Annotated in this window: 20 protein-coding genes; 11 read left to right on the forward strand and 9 right to left on the reverse strand. The window is 64.1% G+C overall.

Going from position 1 to position 17372, the window contains the following annotated elements:
* Positions 1-42: 42 nt before the first annotated feature.
* Complete coding sequence (locus FJ434_RS19230; RefSeq protein WP_140749891.1) at positions 43-2163, forward strand: TRAP transporter permease; 2121 nt, start codon at positions 43-45, stop codon at positions 2161-2163.
* A gap of 76 nt (positions 2164-2239) precedes the next feature.
* Complete coding sequence (locus FJ434_RS19235) at positions 2240-2623, forward strand: DUF1850 domain-containing protein (protein WP_140749888.1); 384 nt, start codon at positions 2240-2242, stop codon at positions 2621-2623.
* On the opposite strand, the gene FJ434_RS19240 is transcribed toward FJ434_RS19235, so the two are convergent.
* The 3 genes from FJ434_RS19240 to FJ434_RS19250 form a co-directional block, all read right to left on the reverse strand.
* Positions 2536-2724 (reverse strand): DUF4166 domain-containing protein, encoded by a 189-nt coding sequence (locus FJ434_RS19240; RefSeq protein WP_246673849.1) that lies wholly within the window; start codon positions 2722-2724, stop codon positions 2536-2538. The genes FJ434_RS19235 and FJ434_RS19240 overlap by 88 nt on opposite strands.
* 331 nt (positions 2725-3055) lie before the next feature.
* On the reverse strand, positions 3056-3613 hold the full coding sequence (locus FJ434_RS19245) for a dihydrofolate reductase family protein (protein ID WP_140749882.1): 558 nt from the start codon (positions 3611-3613) through the stop codon (positions 3056-3058).
* A gap of 338 nt (positions 3614-3951) precedes the next feature.
* Complete coding sequence (locus FJ434_RS19250) at positions 3952-4092, reverse strand: hypothetical protein (RefSeq protein ID WP_084636462.1); 141 nt, start codon at positions 4090-4092, stop codon at positions 3952-3954.
* A gap of 401 nt (positions 4093-4493) precedes the next feature.
* Here FJ434_RS19250 and FJ434_RS19255 point away from each other — a divergent pair, with 401 nt between their 5' ends.
* The 3 genes from FJ434_RS19255 to ligD all read left to right on the forward strand — a co-directional run bounded on the left by FJ434_RS19255 (position 4494) and on the right by ligD (position 8501).
* Positions 4494-5000, forward strand: a complete 507-nt coding sequence (locus FJ434_RS19255) for a ferritin-like domain-containing protein (protein WP_027142569.1) — start codon at positions 4494-4496, stop codon at positions 4998-5000.
* Between the two features lie 102 nt (positions 5001-5102).
* Positions 5103-5972 carry a Ku protein gene (locus tag FJ434_RS19260; protein ID WP_140507046.1) on the forward strand — a complete coding sequence of 290 codons (870 nt, stop codon included), beginning with the start codon at positions 5103-5105 and terminating at the stop codon, positions 5970-5972.
* A 9-nt stretch (positions 5973-5981) separates the two neighbouring features.
* A complete protein-coding gene (ligD, locus tag FJ434_RS19265) occupies positions 5982-8501 on the forward strand; it encodes a DNA ligase D (protein ID WP_140749879.1) in 2520 nt (839 codons plus the stop codon).
* Positions 8502-8583: 82 nt separating this feature from the next.
* Here ligD and FJ434_RS19270 read toward each other — a convergent pair whose 3' ends face one another.
* Positions 8584-9258 carry a winged helix-turn-helix domain-containing protein gene (locus tag FJ434_RS19270; protein ID WP_140507050.1) on the reverse strand — a complete coding sequence of 225 codons (675 nt, stop codon included), beginning with the start codon at positions 9256-9258 and terminating at the stop codon, positions 8584-8586.
* A gap of 68 nt (positions 9259-9326) precedes the next feature.
* On the opposite strand from FJ434_RS19270, the gene FJ434_RS19275 reads away from it, so the two are divergent.
* The 3 genes from FJ434_RS19275 (at position 9327) to FJ434_RS19285 (ending at position 10308) form a co-directional block, all read left to right on the forward strand.
* Positions 9327-9542 carry a DUF1127 domain-containing protein gene (locus FJ434_RS19275; protein ID WP_140715693.1) on the forward strand — a complete coding sequence of 72 codons (216 nt, stop codon included), beginning with the start codon at positions 9327-9329 and terminating at the stop codon, positions 9540-9542.
* Between the two features lie 92 nt (positions 9543-9634).
* Positions 9635-9967, forward strand: a complete 333-nt coding sequence (locus FJ434_RS19280; RefSeq protein WP_140749876.1) for an NIPSNAP family protein — start codon at positions 9635-9637, stop codon at positions 9965-9967.
* Positions 9964-10308 carry an antibiotic biosynthesis monooxygenase gene (locus tag FJ434_RS19285; RefSeq protein WP_140749873.1) on the forward strand — a complete coding sequence of 115 codons (345 nt, stop codon included), beginning with the start codon at positions 9964-9966 and terminating at the stop codon, positions 10306-10308. Before FJ434_RS19280 ends, FJ434_RS19285 begins: the two co-directional genes overlap by 4 nt.
* Before the next feature lie 212 nt (positions 10309-10520).
* On the opposite strand, the gene mbfA is transcribed toward FJ434_RS19285, so the two are convergent.
* A complete protein-coding gene (mbfA, locus tag FJ434_RS19290; RefSeq protein ID WP_140749870.1) occupies positions 10521-11504 on the reverse strand; it encodes an iron exporter MbfA in 984 nt (327 codons plus the stop codon).
* Between the two features lie 171 nt (positions 11505-11675).
* Between mbfA and FJ434_RS19295 the strand changes: the two genes are divergently transcribed.
* Positions 11676-11999 (forward strand): hypothetical protein, encoded by a 324-nt coding sequence (locus FJ434_RS19295; RefSeq protein WP_027146459.1) that lies wholly within the window; start codon positions 11676-11678, stop codon positions 11997-11999.
* A 142-nt stretch (positions 12000-12141) separates the two neighbouring features.
* Positions 12142-13119, forward strand: a complete 978-nt coding sequence (locus tag FJ434_RS19300) for a threonine/serine dehydratase (protein WP_140749867.1) — start codon at positions 12142-12144, stop codon at positions 13117-13119.
* A 125-nt stretch (positions 13120-13244) separates the two neighbouring features.
* Here the strand turns inward: FJ434_RS19300 and FJ434_RS19305 are convergent, their stop codons facing one another.
* A complete protein-coding gene (locus FJ434_RS19305) occupies positions 13245-13733 on the reverse strand; it encodes an isoprenylcysteine carboxylmethyltransferase family protein (protein ID WP_140749863.1) in 489 nt (162 codons plus the stop codon).
* Positions 13734-13857: 124 nt separating this feature from the next.
* Between FJ434_RS19305 and FJ434_RS19310 the strand changes: the two genes are divergently transcribed.
* The gene (locus FJ434_RS19310) at positions 13858-14370 is read left to right on the forward strand and encodes a MarR family transcriptional regulator (protein ID WP_140749858.1); all 513 of its coding nucleotides are present in this window, start codon (positions 13858-13860) and stop codon (positions 14368-14370) included.
* Here the strand turns inward: FJ434_RS19310 and FJ434_RS19315 are convergent.
* Genes FJ434_RS19315 through FJ434_RS19325 form a run of 3 tightly spaced genes read right to left on the reverse strand, consistent with a single transcriptional unit; the run spans position 14367 to position 17370 of the window.
* Positions 14367-15503 carry an ABC transporter permease gene (locus FJ434_RS19315; RefSeq protein WP_140507066.1) on the reverse strand — a complete coding sequence of 379 codons (1137 nt, stop codon included), beginning with the start codon at positions 15501-15503 and terminating at the stop codon, positions 14367-14369. The genes FJ434_RS19310 and FJ434_RS19315 overlap by 4 nt on opposite strands.
* On the reverse strand, positions 15500-16420 hold the full coding sequence (locus FJ434_RS19320; protein WP_140749854.1) for an ABC transporter ATP-binding protein: 921 nt from the start codon (positions 16418-16420) through the stop codon (positions 15500-15502). Before FJ434_RS19320 ends, FJ434_RS19315 begins: the two co-directional genes overlap by 4 nt.
* Positions 16417-17370 (reverse strand): HlyD family efflux transporter periplasmic adaptor subunit, encoded by a 954-nt coding sequence (locus FJ434_RS19325; protein ID WP_140507070.1) that lies wholly within the window; start codon positions 17368-17370, stop codon positions 16417-16419. The genes FJ434_RS19320 and FJ434_RS19325 overlap by 4 nt, the downstream gene beginning before the upstream one ends.
* Positions 17371-17372 lie beyond the last annotated feature (2 nt).

Consider the following 17372-nt stretch of genomic DNA (forward strand, 5'->3'; position numbering starts at 1 on the left):
CTTCGCGAGGCACTGCAATTCGCCTGCTAGGGAGCGCATCCAATGAGCGAAACACCGTCTGGAGGGATAGCCGACGGCAAATCGTCCCTCGCCCATCTCCCCCCGGGCGAAGAGCAGGTCGAAGGGTTGCCGCCGGGCTTCGGCGACGGCATCGCCGGCAAGGCGGCCTTCGCCATCGCGGTCGCCTTTTCCGCCTTCCAGATCTACATCGCCGCCTATGGCAGCCTTCCGAGCCAGGTGGTGCGGGCCATGCATGTCGGCTTCCTGCTGCTGCTCGGTTTCGCCCTGATCGCCAATCTGCGCGCCACCAGCCTGCCGGCAAAAGCCTTCTTCTGGGCACTCGGCCTGCTCGGCTTCGGCACCGGCCTCTATAACTGGGTGTTCTATACCGACCTCATCCGGCGCTCCGGCTTTCTGACCACGCCGGACCTGATCGTCGGCGCGGGGCTGGTGGTGCTGGTGTTCGAGGCGGCCAGGCGGCTGATGGGGCTGCCGCTGGCGGTCATCGCCTTCATCTTTCTCGCCTATTGCTTCGTCGGCAATCATCTGCCGCCGCCCTTCATTCATCGCGGCTATGATTTCGCCCAGCTCGTCGACACCTTCGCCTACGGCACCGAAGGCATTTACGGCACGCCGATCTACGTTTCGGCCGCCTATATCTTTATCTTCGTCGTCTTCGCCGCCTTCCTCGAACGCGCCGGCATGATCGCGCTGTTCAACGATTTCGCTCTCGGGCTGGTCGGCACCTGGCGCGGCGGCCCGGCGCAGGTCTGCGTGCTGTCTTCGGCGCTGATGGGCACCATTTCCGGATCCGGCGTCGCCAATGTGGTGGCGAGCGGCCAGTTCACCATCCCGCTGATGAAGCGCTTCGGCTTCCGCTCGGCCTTTGCCGGCGCCGTCGAAGCGACGTCCTCGATGGGTGGCCAGATCATGCCGCCGGTGATGGGCGCGGTCGCCTTCATCATGGCCGAGACGCTGAACATCCCCTATGCCGACGTGGTCAAGGCGGCGATCATCCCGGCGCTGCTCTATTTCGGCGCCTGCTTCTGGCAGGTGCATCTGGAGGCCGGCAAGGCAGGCCTGCGCGGCATGGCCAAGGCGGACCTGCCAAACCCCTGGGACGCGGTGCGACAACACTGGCCGCTGGTGCTGCCGCTCGCGGCACTGATCTACCTGTTGTTCGCCGGCTACACGCCGGTCTTCGCCGGCACGATGGGCCTCGCGCTGACCATCGTGCTGATCCTCGGTACGCCGCTGGCGGCGCTGATCGGGCCGCTCGCCTTCCGCGTCGTCTTCTGGCTGGCGCTCGGGCTTGCCGCCGCCTCCTTCATGAAATTCGGCGTCAACATCCTTAGCCTTGTCATCGCGGCCCTCGTCATTGCCTGCCTTGCCTTCAAGGGCGGCCGCGAGACGCTGCAAATCTGCATCGACTCTCTTGCTGAAGGCGCAAAGAACGCGCTGCCGGTGGGCATCGCCTGCGCGATCGTCGGCATCGTCATCGGTACGCTGACGCTGACCGGCGTGGCCTCCACCTTTATCGGCTGGATCATCTCGATCGGCGAGAACAATCTGTTTCTGTCCCTGGTGTTGACCATGTTGACCTGCCTGGTGCTGGGCATGGGCATCCCGACCATCCCCAACTACATCATCACCTCGTCGCTGGCCGGGCCGGCGCTGCTGTCGCTCGGCGTGCCGCTGGTCGTCAGCCACATGTTCGTCTTCTATTTCGGCATCATGGCCGACCTGACGCCACCGGTGGCGCTGGCCGCCTTCGCCGCAGCGCCGATGGCCAGGGAGAGCGGCCTCAAGATCGGCATCCAGGCGACCAAGCTTGCCATTGCCGGCTTCGTCGTGCCGTTCATGGCGGTCTATACGCCGGCTTTGATGCTGCAGGACGCCGGACCGATCGCCGCGCAGTTCGGCTATCCCGTCGAGGTCGCCTACATCGTTCTCAAGGCGTGCATGGGCATCGTGCTGTGGGGCGCTGCCGCGGTCGGCTTCCTTGCCGCGCGCATGGCCTGGTGGGAGCGGCTCGTCGCCTTCGCCGCCGGCGTGCTGCTGGTGGCGGCGGTGCCGCTGACCGACGAGACCGGCTGGGCGCTGTCGCTGGCCTGGATCGGCTGGCATGTCTGGCGTGCGCGGCAGGCGCCGGCCAGGGCATGATCCCGAACCAAAGGTCAGCGAACGCAAAAAACGGGACCCGGTTTTCGCAGGAGATCCTGCTCAAACGAGGAACCGCATGAGCCTGTGCATCCTCGCCGCCGGCAAGACGGTGACGCTTGGCGTAGCCGCCTTCACGCTGGCCTGGACCCATTCGGTGGAACGGACGCGCTGGGAGGAGGACTGGAGGGTGACACCGTCCGGCCTGCAGGTGATAGAAGCCCGCATCAAGGGCTCGGGGGCCGGCATGGAGCCGCCTGACGGTGCGATATTGAAAAACGGCTGGTGGCTCTATGCGCCCAAGATGGGCGCGCAGCGTCGAATCCTGCTCGCCGCCTCCGGCGCGACCGGCGATGGCTGGACGCTGTGCACGGTTCAGGGCTGCCTGGAACTCGGCAAGACGGCGGGCGACACGATCTCGCTCGAGCCCTGTGAACCCACCGGCTTCAGCCAGCCGCGATAGCGCACGATCAGGCCGGTGAGCGGGTGTGAAATCTCGACATGGAAGCGGAATTTTCCGTCCTCGACGGTCTCGAAGGAGGTCGAGCGCGGGCAGAGCCACATCGGCAATGGCAGGCCGAGAATGCTCCAGCGCCGCAGGATCAGCCTCAGCTGGCCGCCTTCGGCCACGATTGGACGCCCAATGCATCAGCGGGGCGAGCGGCGACAGCGAGCGGACCATGCCGATGCGCGCCAGCCAGGCAAGGCCGCTCAGGGCGCGGTTCAGGATTTGGGGAACAGGCTGTGCAAGCCGTGACCAAGCCTTTGATGGGGTCGCTGCCCAAAAGCGGACCTCGTGAGATACCGTTCGGGGTGGAAAGCCGCCATTGCCCACAAAGTCTCCGGCCTGATCAACCGAGCTCCCGTGAGCTGGGCGGGAAGAAGCTGCTATAAGTCAGCGCGCGCGCCGGTAATGCATGGCGACCGCGCCGTTGCGGAGCGGCTTGGCCGAGATCAGTTCGAGCCGTCGTGTGCTGGGCAGCCCGCTCTGGTAGAGGGTCGGACCGTGGCCGGCTATGCTAGGGTGGACGAGGAGCTTGTACTCGTCGATTAGATCCAGCCGGTCCAGCTCGGTCGCAAGCTTGCCGCTACCGAGGAGCACGCCCGCCGGGGTCGCGTCCTTGAGCCTCTGCACGCCCCTGCGGAGGTCGCCGGCGATGTGGTGGCTGTTGGTCCACGGGAAGGACTTTCGCGTCGACGACACTACGTACTTCGGCTTGGCCTCCAGCTTGACCGCCCACTCGCGTATCGCCGGCGGCGCCTCCTCGTCGCCGCGGGCGACTGCCGGCCAGTAGCTCTCCATCATCTCGTAGGTGACGCGACCCCACAGCATCGCCCCGACCTCGTCCATAAGGCGGGTAAAGAAGGCGTGCGTCTCGTCGTCGGCAATGCCCTCCTTGTGGTCGACGCAGCCATCCAGGGTAACGTTGATGCTGAAGGTCAATAGTCCCATGCGGCGAGTCTAAGCCATACAATGGAGAACACCTAGGCCGATTGCTCGCGGTTGATGTTGAATTCCGCAATGGTCGAAACCGCCTTTATGTTCGTGCCCGCAAGCGGACATAGGTCAAGCGGCTCGTAATGTCCGCTCTCCGGAAGTGAGCCAAGTTCGCTTTACGACCCGTTGTGGACATACCAAGTTCACGACAGGTTAGGCCCATCGCGCATGCTAGAGCGCGCTTGCGTGCGGGACCCGCCGTCTGTCGGTGAAAGTCGGGCGATAGGCGGTGGCGCGGGTCTCGATGCCCGGCCTGCAGATGCGGCTGTTGTGGCGGCTTTCGAAAGTCATGGTCAGTGCGCACCCAGCGACGTGCCGCGACGGGCGCAGGCCGGACCGGGGCCGCGCATGTAATAGCGCTCGGGCCGATAGGTCGGCGCGACGAATTCGCGGATGGCGGCGACATAGCCGATGAGGTGCGTGAGGAAGTTCATTTTACCTGGTCCCTGTCCCGATTTTCGGATGTCCCTTCCGAATTGCGGGAACGATAGCATCGAGGCGTGAATACTCAGTGAACGTGATGTTAATTTCTGGTCGGAAACCCGTCGCTTCGTGGCCGGAATGCGGCTGATTCGGGGTGTTTCGGTGCCTTTTGTCGCCATTTCGTCCGGTGTGACTTTTGCATCACATATGTTTCGTTTGAATGTCGCCTTGGCGCGCTTGTGTTTCAGCTTTCGTGCCGCCCTTGGAATTTCCTTGCCGGATGGCCGGTAGGCCGGAACCGCCCCGCGCAGCGGACGTTGGGATCCTAGGACCGGCATTGCCGGCTCAGAGGCATTGCCACTGACGAGCCGCAATTCTCGACACAAGCAAGAGCAATGGAAAGGTTGAAATCATGGGTTTCTTTTCGAAGGACATCAAAACGCTGGACGATCTCTTCGTGCACACGCTGCGCGACATCTATTATGCCGAGAAGCAGATCGAGAAGGCGCTGCCGAAGATGGTCGGCAAGGCAACCGATCCGCAGTTGAAGGCCGGGTTCGAAAAACACCTCGAACAAACCAAGGGCCATATCGAACGCGTCGAAGAGGTGTTCGAGCTGCATGGCGTAAAGGCCAAGCAGGTTAACTGCCCGGCCATCGACGGCATTCTCGAGGAGGCCGACGACGTCAGTGGCGATGTCGACGACAAGGATGTTCTCGACGCCGCGCTGATCGCATCCGCGCAGGCCGTCGAGCACTATGAGATGACCCGCTATGGCACCCTGATCGCTTGGGCCAAGCAGCTCGGCCGCAGCGACTGCGCCAATGTGCTGGCCAAGAACCTCAGGGAAGAGCAGGCGACGGATCGCAAGCTGACCGAAATCGCGGAAAGCAAGATCAACCTGCAAGCCGCCGAATAGGGGCTGACAGCCGGGGCCGGCGGCAACCGCGCCGGCTCCAGCCGGTTGGAACCCATCGGGGTGGTCGTCCGTTGCAGCTGATCTTTGTCAAGGGAAATCATCATGGCGCCGCGCCCGGCCTGGAAAGGCTATCTGAAGCTCTCGCTGGTCACCTGCGCCATCGAACTGACCAATGTCGTCACCCATGCCGATAAGGTCTCGTTCCACATCCTGAACCGCAAGACCGGCAACACGGTGAAGCGTATCTATGTCGACGCCGAGACCGGCAAGCCGATCGAGGAGGGCGACGAGATCAAGGGGTACGAGATCGACAAGGGCGATTTCGTCCATATAGAGGAGGACGAGATCGAGGCGGTGCAGATCGAAACCTCGCACACGATGAGCCTCGACGGCTTCGTCGACAAATCCTCGATCCGGCAGATCTATCTCGACACGCCCTACTATGTCGCGCCGGCCGACAAGGTTTCGCAAGATGCCTTCGCCGTCATCCGCGACGCCATGGCGGGCAAGAAGATGGCCGGGCTGGCGCGCATCGTCCTCTACCGCCGTGAGCGTCCGGTGGTCATCGAGCCGCTCGGCAAGGGCATGGTGCTGACCACGCTGCGCTACGACAATACGGTGCGCCAGCCAGAGACCGTCTTCGGCGACATCGAGGCGGTGAAGCCCGATCAGGAGATGACCGACCTTGCCGAGCTCATCATCGACAAGAAGAAGACGAAGTTCGATCCCTCGAAATTCGAGGACAAATATGAGGAAGCCCTGCTCGAACTGATCCGCGCCAAGAAGGCAGGGCACAAGGCGCCGAAAGCCAAGGCGGCGCCCAAACCCTCCAATGTCGTCAACCTGTTCGACGCGCTGAAGAAGAGCCTGTCGTCGGATTCAGGATCAACGAAGCCATCCTCGGCGAAAGCCAAGCCGGCGGCCAAACGCGTCAAGGCGAAAAGCGTCGCGCCGAAGCGCAAATCGGCCTGAGGATACGAGATGGCCAGCAGCCTCGAACAGTACCATTCGAAGCGGGACTTCAGGAAGACGGCCGAGCCGGCCGGCAAGGTTGCGCGCGGGAAGAAGCACGGCGGCATCTTCGTCATTCAGAAGCATGCCGCTACAAGGTTGCATTACGATTTTCGCCTTGAGCATGACGGCGTGCTGTGGAGCTGGGCGGTGACGCGCGGTCCCAGCCTCGACCCGCACGAAAAGCGGCTGGCCGTGCATGTCGAGGATCACCCCATCGACTATGCCGGCTTCGAAGGCACCATCCCCAAGGGCGAGTATGGCGGCGGCTCGGTCCTCGTCTGGGACGAGGGCACCTGGATGCCCGAGGGCGATCCGGCCAAGATGATGGCGAAGGGCCACATCAACTTCGAGCTCGAGGGCCACAAGCTGCGTGGCAAATGGCATCTGGTGCGGCTGCGGCCGCGCCCAGGCGAAAAACGGGACAACTGGCTGCTGATCAAGTCCGACGATGCTGCCGCACGCCCCGGCGAGGATATTCTGCAAGACGAGCCGAAATCGGTGAAGTCAGGCCTGACGATCGAGGAGGTCGGTGAGGGCAAGGCGGCCAAGGGCGAGAAGCCGAAGGTCTGGCATTCGAACAAGCCGGCCGCCAGCAAGGCCAAAACCGGCAAGAAGCTCGATTTCATTGAGCCGCAGCTCGCCACGCTGGAGCGCGACGCACCCTCGGGCCAGGACTGGCTGCATGAGGTGAAGTTCGACGGCTACCGCATGCAGGCGCAGATCGCCGGCACCGACGTTCGGCTCCTGACCCGCACCGGGCTGGACTGGACCGAAAAATTCGGCGGCGAGATCACGGCCGAACTCGCCGGGCTGAAATGCAGCGATGCCATCATCGACGGCGAGATCGTTGTGCTGGCCGACAGCGGCGTGTCGTCCTTCGCGCTGCTGCAGCAGGATCTGTCGGCGAAGCGGACAAACCGCTTCCTCTACTATATTTTCGACCTGATGCGGCTCGACGGCAAGGATTTGCGCCGTGAACCCCTGGTCGAGCGCAAGCACACCTTGCAGGACCTGCTCGGCGAGCAGGCCGACAATGCGGCGGTGCGCTTCTCCGACCATTTTACCGAACCCGGCAAGATCATGCTGGAACATGCCTGTCGCATGGGGCTGGAAGGCGTCGTCTCGAAACGCGCCGACGCGCCCTACCGCAGCGGGCGCGGTCCGACATGGGTCAAATCGAAATGCACGGCACGGCAGGAATTCGTCATCGGCGGCTATCTGCCGTCGGACAAGACCGGACGCGGCCTGCGCTCGCTGCTGGTCGGCTATTTCGAAGACGGCAGCTTGCACTATGCCGGCCGTGTCGGCACCGGCTTCTCCACCAAGGGCGCCAACGACCTGAAGAAGAAGCTCGATGCGCTGAAGACAGACGCCTCGCCCTTCGATGCGGCCGTGCCGAAGGGCAAGGGCCTGGTCTGGGTCAAGCCGGAACTGGTTGGCGAAGTGGAATTTCGCAGCTGGACGTCGGACCGGATAATACGCCATGCTTCGTTCCAGGGGCTGCGCGAGGACAAGCCGGCGGAGGAAGTCGTGCAGGAAAAGCCGAAGCCAGCGACAGATAAGGCGGCGACAGGCAAGGGCCCGGCCAAGGCCAAGCCGGCGGCAAACGCCAATACGGCAGGAACGGCGGCGAAAACCACTGTGAAGCTGTCCCACCCGGACAAGCTTCTGTGGCCCGACGAAAAGATCTCGAAGCGGGCCCTGCTCGATCATTACGCGCTGGTATGGCCGCGCATGAAGCAGTTCGTTGTCGAGCGGCCGCTCAGCCTGGTCAGGGCGCCGGATGGCGTCGGCGGCCAGCGCTTCTTCCAGAAGCATGCCTCGGCCGGCATGCATGCGAAGATCGAGAAGACCAGGGATCCCACGGATGGCGAGGAAATCCTGTTCATCCGCGATTTCGACGGCATCGCGGCGCTGGTCCAGCTCGGCGTGGTCGAGATCCACATCTGGGGCTGCACGATCGACAAGCTTGAACAGCCGGACCAGATCGTCTTCGATCTCGACCCCGACGAAGGCGTCGATGTGAAAGCGGTGCGCGAGGCGGCGCTCGACATCAGGGCCAAGCTCGATGAGCTGTCGCTGCCCAATTTCGTCAAGACATCGGGCGGCAAGGGCTTTCATGTCGTCGTGCCGCTGAAACCGTCGGCGGATTGGGCCGAGGTCAAAGGCTTCGCCCATGATTTCGCCAGGGCGCTTGAGCAAGGCGCGCCGGACCGCTACACGGCGACGCTGTCGAAGAAGGCGCGCACGGGAAAGATCTTCGTCGACTATCTGCGCAACGGCAGCGGCGCGACCACCGTCGCACCGTACTCGTCGCGGGCCAAGAAGGGCGCGACGGTGTCGATGCCGGTGACCTGGGCCGAGATCGAGGCCGGCTTGCCGCCAAACGCCTTCCCGATCGGCGACAAGACGACGCTGAAACGGCTTTCGGAAGCCGATCCGTGGGCGGATTTCTTCAAGAAGGGCAAGGTGTTGAAGCGGGGCTAACTCGACTTTCGACGCCCTGGGGCACCACCCCCCTCTGGCCTGCCGGAGGGGGGCGCTGTTCCGCCGAGGTCTCCGCAATCCATCACGCCAGAAACACCCTCTCGAACGCCTGCTTGCCGGGCGGCGAGAAAATCACCGCCCGGCTGTCCTTCTCGCGGCGCGCCCATTTCTCGGCAAGGATCTTGTCGAGGATGGCGGCGCCCAGCGTCCCGGCGAGGTGCGAGCGCCGCACGCTCCAGTCGAGGCAGGCGCGGCACACCGGCCGCCGCGGCTTGGTGTAGACGTCGATGCCTATCGCCGCGAAGTGCGATGCGGCGGAGGGCCCGAGCCTGATCTCCTTGTCGTCGCGGACCAGGATGTTTTTCTCGACAAGGCGATCCAGCATCGCAACGGCCTGCTCGCCGGCAAGGTGATCGTAGCAGACGCGCGCGATGCGCATCGCGCCGTCGCGAGGACCCGGCCGCACGCGTTTGGGGCCAACAGCTTCGGCCACGCCGGTGATGGCTTCGATCATGCCGGCCACTTGCGGGCCGGCCAGCCCGTAATAACGATGCCGGCCCTGGCTGGCCAAGGTCAGCAACCCGCCCTCCATCAGTTTGGACAGATGCGAGGAGGCGGTCGGCAGCGACACGCCGGCCTCCAGCGCCAGTTCGCTCGCGGTCAATGCCGTGCCGCCCATCAGGGCGTTCAGCATGTTGGCGCGGGCCGGATCGCCGACCAGGCTGGCGATGCGGGCAATATCGGGTCCTTCACGCATGGTTTGATCCTCATCGAAGCATTCTTGTCAGGTAAACATTATTCTCCGACCAGATCAAGGAGACGACGATGGCCGCACGAATCGCTTTCACCCCCGCACCGTTGCCCCGCCGCCAATCGTTCCCGTTCATCAGCTGGGTCCGCTCGCGGCTGCCGGCCCGCTGGTATGACCGCCATTTGCAGCGCCGCGACCTCCGCGAGATCGACGACCATCTGCTGCGCGACCTTGGCCTGACACGGGAAGATGTGCGCCGCGAATGCGCGAAGTCCTTCTGGCAGGCTTGAGGTCAGGACATTTGCCTAGCAGATCGGACGATACAACGGTTCGACGCCGCTCGAATTATCGACGCGAAAACACTCTTCAAGGAGAGACCGAGATGACCATCACGTGCTTTATCCGCTATGAGATCGACCCGTTCGGCAAGGCCGCCTTCGAGGAGTATGCCCGCAACTGGGGCCAGGCCATTCCGCGCTGCGGCGCCGATCTGATCGGTTATTTCGCACCGCATGAGGGCTCGGCCACGACGGCCTATGCCGCCTACAACATCGAGAATCTGGCCGCCTACGAAGCCTATCGCGCCCGGCTTGCCGCCGACCCCGCCGGCAAGGCAAACTACGAGTTCGCCCGCCGTGAACGCTTCATCCTTAGGGAGGACCGCATGTTCCTGAAACTGGCTTCCGGCCCGCACGCGCCATTGGTGAAGCTATGATCGCCGTCATCTTCGAGGTGCAGCCCGCACAGGGCCGGCGCGAGGCTTATCTGAGCATCGCCGCCGATCTGCGGCCGCTGCTCGACGGCATCGATGGGTTCATCTCCGTCGAGCGCTTCCAGAGCCTGGCCGACCCGAACCGGATCCTGTCGCTGTCGTTCTGGCGTGACGAGGAGGCGGTCAAGGCCTGGCGCAATACCGAAGAACACCGACAGGCACAAAAGGCAGGGCGGGGCGGCATCTTTGCCGGCTATAGATTGCGGATCGCGCATGTGGTGCGGGATTATGGGCTGACGGAAAGAGACGAGGCGCCGGCGGACAGCCGGGCGGTGAATGGGTGAGAGGTTAGCGCGACGCTTTTCCCTTCTCCCCTTGTGGGGCCCGAAGGGCGGGCGAGGACCGTGACTCGCCCAGGGCGGTGGATCGGCGCGCAGCGCCGAGACGGTCGAGGGGTGTTCCAGCGGAGTGAGACGCTGGCTTTCCCTGGAGCACCCCTCATCCGACCTCGCTGCGCGAGGCCACCTTCCGCCACGAGGGGGAAGGAAGAGGCGTTCTACGCATTCCCGATCAGCACACCCGCCGCGAACACCAGGGCACCGCCGAGAACCACCTGGAAGGCGGCGCGCAGGAACGGAGTCTGCATGTAGCGGTTCTGGACGAAGGCGATCGCCCACAATTCGAAGAACACCACCACGGCGGCAACGCCGGTCGCCGTCCAGAAATGCGGGATGAGGTAGGGCAGCGCGTGGCCGAGGCCGCCCAGCGTAGTCATGACGCCGACGGTCAGGCCGCGCTTGATCGGCGAGCCCCTGCCCGACAGTTTGCCGTCGTCGGAGGCCACTTCGGTGAACCCCATCGAGATGCCGGCGCCGATCGAGGCGGCGAGACCGACCAGAAGCGTCTGCCACGTGTCATGCGTGGCAAAGGCGGCGGCGAAGATCGGCGCCAGCGTCGATACCGATCCGTCCATCAGCCCGGCCAGGCCCGGCTGCACATAGGTGAGAATGAACTGGCGCTGCTCGGCGGTCGCCTCCTCGACCCTGACTTCGCCCGGGACATGTTTCTGCTCCAGCGCATGCGCCGAGCTTTCATGGCCCTGTTCGGCCGCGGCCAGGTCGTTGAGCAGTTTTCGCGTCGAGGCATCGGTGGTGCGCTTGGCCGCCTCGACATAGAACAGGTAGGCCTGCCGCTCCATCGCCTCGGCCTGGGTACGCACGGCCTCGATGCCGAGCGGCCGCACCAGCCAGTCGGGCTTGCGCTCATAATAGCCTTTCACATGTTCACGGCGGATCAGCGGAATGCGCTCGCCGAAACGCTTGCGATGGAGCTCGATCAGCGAGTCGCGATGGCCGTCCTCCTCCTTGGCCATCGCCTCGAACAGTTTGGCCGATCGCGGGAAAGTCTCGGCCAGTCCATCCGCGTAGGCGCGGTAGATGCGGCCATCATCTTCTTCCGATGAAATGGCCAGCGCCAGGATCTCTTGTTCGGAGAGCGATTCGAAGGAGCGGCGGCCGAAGCCGAAAACACGGGAAAGCATGAGGAAATCACCCTAGTTTAGAATTGTTCTAAACTAGGGTTTACGGCGTCGGTGGTCAATCGCGCGCTTGGCCGCGGTCAACAATAGTTGAAGCCCGGCCTTGGTATCGTCCTTCATTATTGCCGAATGTTCACCTATATGTGGCACCAAGCCATAAAAAGGAACGAGCTGATGACGGCAAAGACGCCTCCGCACGCCTATGACCCGAAACCGGTCCTCGATCTCATCGCCAGCATTGAGGCCGACCTGCAGCGCCTGAAAGGCCTTGTCGAACAGCAGGTCGAGAAATTCGACCCTGCCAATCCGCACAACAAGGCGCCGGACGGCAAGCTGACCGAGGAAGGCGTCGAGTGCTGCTACCGCATGTTCGACGAAGGCAAGTCGCGCTATTCGGTGGCCCAGCAGATGAAGATCTCGTTCGCCGCCGCCACGCATCGGTTCAACAGCTGGCGCAAGCTGGGCGGGACAAAAAGGCAGCGGACGTTGCTGGGGTGAAGTGCGATACGCTGGCGGCCGCAACGCGGGCTATATTTGTATCTTGATCACAATCGCAAATTGTCCCGGTCACATCTTTTCGTTGGCATCGCGCGAGCCTTTCCGTGCACCATGGCCGGATCGCATCACCACAGGACCTGCCATGACCACCCCTCCCGGCATTGCCGACATCCACGCCGCCGCCGCGCGCCTTTCGGGGCTGATCGTCGAGACCCCGCTGATCGAATCGCAGGAGCTGAACAGGCGCTTCGGCGGCCGCATCCTGTTCAAGCCGGAGACACTGCAGCGCACCGGCTCGTTCAAGTTCCGCGGCGCCTACAACAAGCTGTCCTCGCTGAGCGAGGCGGAACGCAGCCGTGGCGTCGTCGCTTTCTCCTCGGGCAACCATGCGCAAGGCGTGGCGGCTTCGGCCGCCATGTTCGGCGTCAAAGCGGTCATCGCCATGCCAGCGGATGCACCTGACATGAAGATCGCCAATGTCCGCAAGATGGGCGCCGAGGTGGTGCCCTTCGACCGTTTCAAGGACGACCGCATGACGGTGGTTCGCCCTTACCTCGACAGGGGCATGGCGTTGGTGCCGCCCTTCGACGACCCGGCTATCATCGCCGGCCAGGGCACGATCGGACTGGAGCTGGTGAAGCAGACGCGGGCGCTCGGTGTATCGCTCGACGCGGTCGTCATCCCCTGTGGCGGCGGCGGCCTGACCAGCGGCATTTCCGTCGCGGTCAAGGATGCCTCGCCCGGCACCGCGATCTGGGCGGTCGAACCCGAGCATTTCGACGACACTCGCCGCTCGCTGGCGGCGGGCGCCAGGGTTTCGAACGAGCCGGGCCACAGTTCGATCTGCGACGCCATCCTGACCGCCGAGCCGGGCGTCATCACCTTCGAAATCAACCGCCGCAACCTCGCCGGCGCCATCGCCGTTTCCGACAAGGCGACCGCACAGGCGATGCGCGACGCCATGGCCCATCTCAAGCTGGTGGTCGAGCCCGGCGGCTGCGTTGCGCTCGCGGCGCTGTCATCGGGCGAGATCGAACTGTCCGGCAAATGCGTTGCCGTGATGCTGTCCGGCGGCAATGTCGATTTCGGCACCTATGCGGAAATCATGGGGGCCGCATAAAGGTTGCAATTGATCTGCGGGATCATGCGCTGGCCAATTGGACGCGCGGCACTCTGGGTCAAAGCCAAATCAGTTGGCTGCCGCAAATGGCGCCGGCGCTGCAGGCCGGCGCTCTTGTCCAACTGTCACAGCCAGCGGCGCACGCGGGCCTTGTAGCCCCGATAGATGTCGCCGAACCGCCTTTCCAGGTAAGCCTCCTCGCGCGCGACGACGCCATAGCGGACCATGAACACAAGCGGCAGTGTTAGGATCAGAACCCACGAGCTTTGTGTCGCGACGCCGATGCCGCCGTACATGAGAAAAAACCCAAGATAGATGGGATTGCGGGTCCAGCGGTAAATGCCTGTCGTCACGAGCACGCGGGCGGGCTGGTTCGTGGGCAAAGGCGTCGCAGCGCTGGAGAAGCGGCGGACCCCCGCGGCAAAAAGCGCCAAACCTATCAGGATCAGCGACCCGCCGACGATCCGGTGGACCAGGTCGATCCCCGGCACCGGGAACGGCAAAGGCAGCACCCGATCCAAGCTGAGACCGACCAGAACAGCGGCAGGAAAGAAAAGGATCGGTCGCCCAGCGACGCCTGCTGTCGCGGCCACTTGTTGCCCATCTGTGTCCATACCCGTGGCTGCTCCTGCAGGTCCTGGAGGCTACGTAGGGGAGGTCGCCTTCAAATGACAACTAAGGTGTCATTCTATACTTGACAATCGGCGTGTCAATCAGGAAACAGGCGAGGTCAGCGGAATGGATGCGCATGGCAGCGGCATGACACAGGACCGAGGCATGCCGAAGGACGGGATCGGACCAATCGTCGACAGCAAGGGCGAGGCAATCGCCGAGCTGATGCTCGAAGTGGCCCAGTGCTTCTTCAGAATACGGGCCCTGGGTCAGAAGACGGGGCTCATCACCAGCTGGGGCGGCGGTGCGTTCGGCTTCATGCGAAGTCTCGCGCTGCTTGGTCCCCTGACCGTGCCGCAGATCGCTCAGATGAGACCCACCAGCCGCCAGCGGATGCAGCGGCTGGCGGATGAGCTTGCGGCCGAGGGGCTCGTCAAATTCGTCCACAATCCGAAGCACCGGCGCTCCAAGCTCGTGCAGCTGACGCCCATAGGCGACGCGCGCTACCGCGAACTCAACACCCAGCTCCTTTCGATCGCAACCACCATGGGCGTCGCGCTCAGCGAACCGGATATTCGCAGGACGACCGAGATCGTGCGGCGGCTGAGCGATGATGTGAGAGGGCGCTCGAAACTTTAGTCCAACGTGCGCCTGAACCGTACCAGCGCCACGCCGGCGAACAGCGCCACGAACGCCGCCAGCCAGCCGATCTCGGTCGCCACCGCCGGCAGCTGGGCGCTCTTCAACATCACCGCGCGGGTGATGCGCAGGAAATGCGTCAGCGGAAAAATCTCGCCGAAGGTCTGCGCCCAGCCCGGCATGCCGCGATAGGGAAACATGAAGCCCGACAGCATGATTGAGGGCAGGAAGAAGAAGAAGGTGAGCTGAAGCGCCTGCATCTGCGTGCGCGCGATCGTCGAGATCGTGTAGCCGAGCAGCACCAGGGACAGCACGAACACCAGCACCGCCGACAAAAGCAGCGTCATCGAGCCGGTGAAAGGGATGGCGAACAGAAGCTTCGACGCCGCCAGCACCACCACCACCTGCACCGCGCCGACCGCCAGATAGGGCAGCACCTTGCCCATCATGATCTCCAGCGGGCTCGATGGCATCGCCAGGAGATTCTCCATCGTGCCACGCTCGGTCTCGCGCGTCAGCGCGATCGAGGTCATCATCACCATGGTCATCTGCAGGATGACGCCGAGCAGGCCGGGCACGATGTTGTATTGCGAGATGCCTTCGGGATTGTAGCGCCGGTGCACGACGACATCGAGTTGGCCCCTGGCGGCCTCGGCGGCGGCTTCCTGCATGCCCTGCGCTCTCAGCAGCGCCTGGCCGGCGATGGTGCCGAGCGTCGATATCGCGCCGCTGGCGACCGCCGGATCGGTGGCGTCGGCCTCGATCAGGATCTGCGGCTTGTCACCGCGCTCGACGCGCCGGGCGAAATCGGCGGGGATGGTGACGACGAAGGCGACGTCGCCGCGCGCCATCAGGAACTCGGCCTCGTCAGCGCTTTGCGCGACATTGTCGAAGCGGTAGTAGCCGGTGGTCTGCAACGCCGAGACCATGGCGCGGGTGTAGGGGTCGCTGCTGGTCGCCACCAGCGCCGCCGGCAGGCTTTTCGGGTCGTTGTTGATGGCGTAGCCGAACAGGACGAGCTGTATCAGCGGCACGCCCAGCATCATGGCGAAGGTGATGCGGTCGCGCCGCATCTGGATGAACTCCTTGATCAGCAGGGCGCCGAGCCTGGCGAAGGAAAAGACGTTGTTCATGCCATATTGTCCTTCGATCCCGACATGAACTGAATGAAGACGTCCTCCAGGCTGGTTTCGCCGGGTTTCATGGTCACCCCTTTGTGCTCTCTCTCAACATCGGCAAGGGCAGCCTCAAGCTTCTTGCGGTCGGAACCGACGACATGCAGCGTCGCGCCGAACGGTGCCACTTGGTCGACGCCGGGACGGCCTTGCAGCGTTTGCGCCACCTCGTCGAGCCGCGGACCCTGCAGCACGAAAGTGGCCAGGCCCGCATTCTTCACCACCTCGGCGACGGTACCGGTGGCTAGCATCTTGCCGTAGGAAATGTAGCTGATGCGGTGGCAGCGCTCGGCCTCGTCCATGTAATGAGTGGAAACCAGCACGGTGAGCCCGCCGCTGGCCAGGCGATGGATCTCGTCCCAGAACTCGCGCCGCGCCTTCGGGTCGACGCCGGCCGTCGGCTCGTCGAGCAGAAGCAGTTTCGGCTTGTGCATGATACAGGCGGCCAGCGCCAGACGCTGCTTCCAGCCGCCGGACAAGGTGCCGGCCAGCTGGTTGCGGCGCGTCGCCAGGCCGAGATCCTCCAGCGTGCGCGAGACATATTCCTCGACCGGCTTCAGCCGGTAGAGCCGCGCCACGAATTCCAGGTTCTCGCCGATCGTCAGGTCCTCGTAGAACGAGAATTTCTGCGTCATGTAGCCGACTTCACGCTTGATCCTGAGCGCATCGGTGCGGATGTTGAAGCCCAGCACCGTGCCTTCGCCCTCGTCCGGCGTCAGCAGGCCGCACATGATGCGGATGGTGGTGGTCTTGCCCGAGCCGTTGGGGCCGAGGAAGCCGATGATCTCGCCCTCGGCGACCGACATCGTCACATGATCGACGACGGTCTTGTCGCCGAAGCGCTTGACCAGGCCGTGAACGTCGATGGCGTTCATTTTCCCATATCCGCGAGATCGACATCGACGATCTGGCCGGGCTGAAGCGGCCCCGCATCGCCCTCCGGCCGCGCCTCGACGAGGTAGACCAGCTTCTGCCGGTTCTCGAGCGAATAGATCACCGGCGGGGTGAATTCGGGATCAGGCGAAACGTAACTGACGCGCGCCTTCACGTCCGGGCCGCAGCCGTCGCAACGGACGCTGAGCAGGCTGCCGACCTTGACCGAGGAGAACGCGCTTTCCGGAATATAGACGCTGAGCTTCACCGCGCCGTCGGGAAGCACCGAGATGACAGGCGCGGTCGGGCCCGCCGTGTCGCCGGGATTGCGGATGACGTCGTTAACGCGGCCGGGCGAAGGGGCTGCGAGCGTGCGCTTGGACAGGCGCCATCGCGCCTGTTCCAGTTCCGCCTGCGCCTGCTTGACCTGGTTGTCGGCGGCCTTGATCGTCTCGGGCCGCGCCGGCAGGCCGCCGACGGCGAGATTGGCCTCGGCCTGGCCAACCTGGGCATTGGCGGTTTCCAGCGTCGCCGAGGCGGTGTCATAGTCCGCTTGGGTGCCGGTACCGCGCTTGAACAGATCGGAGGCGCGGTCGTTTTTTCGCTTGGCGTCGGCGGCCTGTGCCTTGGCCATGTCGACCTCGGCCTTCAGCACGGCGATCTCTTCCGGCCGTTTGCCGACCTGGAGGTCGGCAAACTGCGCCTGCGCCTGTGCAAGGGCCGCCTGCGCTTGCGCCACCGCGATCTTGGCGTCGGCATTTTCGAGTGTCACCACGGTGGCTCCCGGCGTGACGCGATCGCCGCGCTTCACGGTCACCGTCTCGACCTGCGCCACTTCGATCGGCGCCAGGAGCACATAATCGCCCTCGACATAGCCGACGGCGAGCGGTGCCGCCGGGGCGCAGGCAGCGAACAGTTGGGCAGCGAGCGGCAGCGAACACAAAATGCTCATTG

Origin of the sequence: Mesorhizobium sp. B2-5-13 (genome assembly GCF_006440535.1) — a bacterium.
Lineage (GTDB): Bacteria > Pseudomonadota > Alphaproteobacteria > Rhizobiales > Rhizobiaceae > Mesorhizobium > Mesorhizobium salmacidum.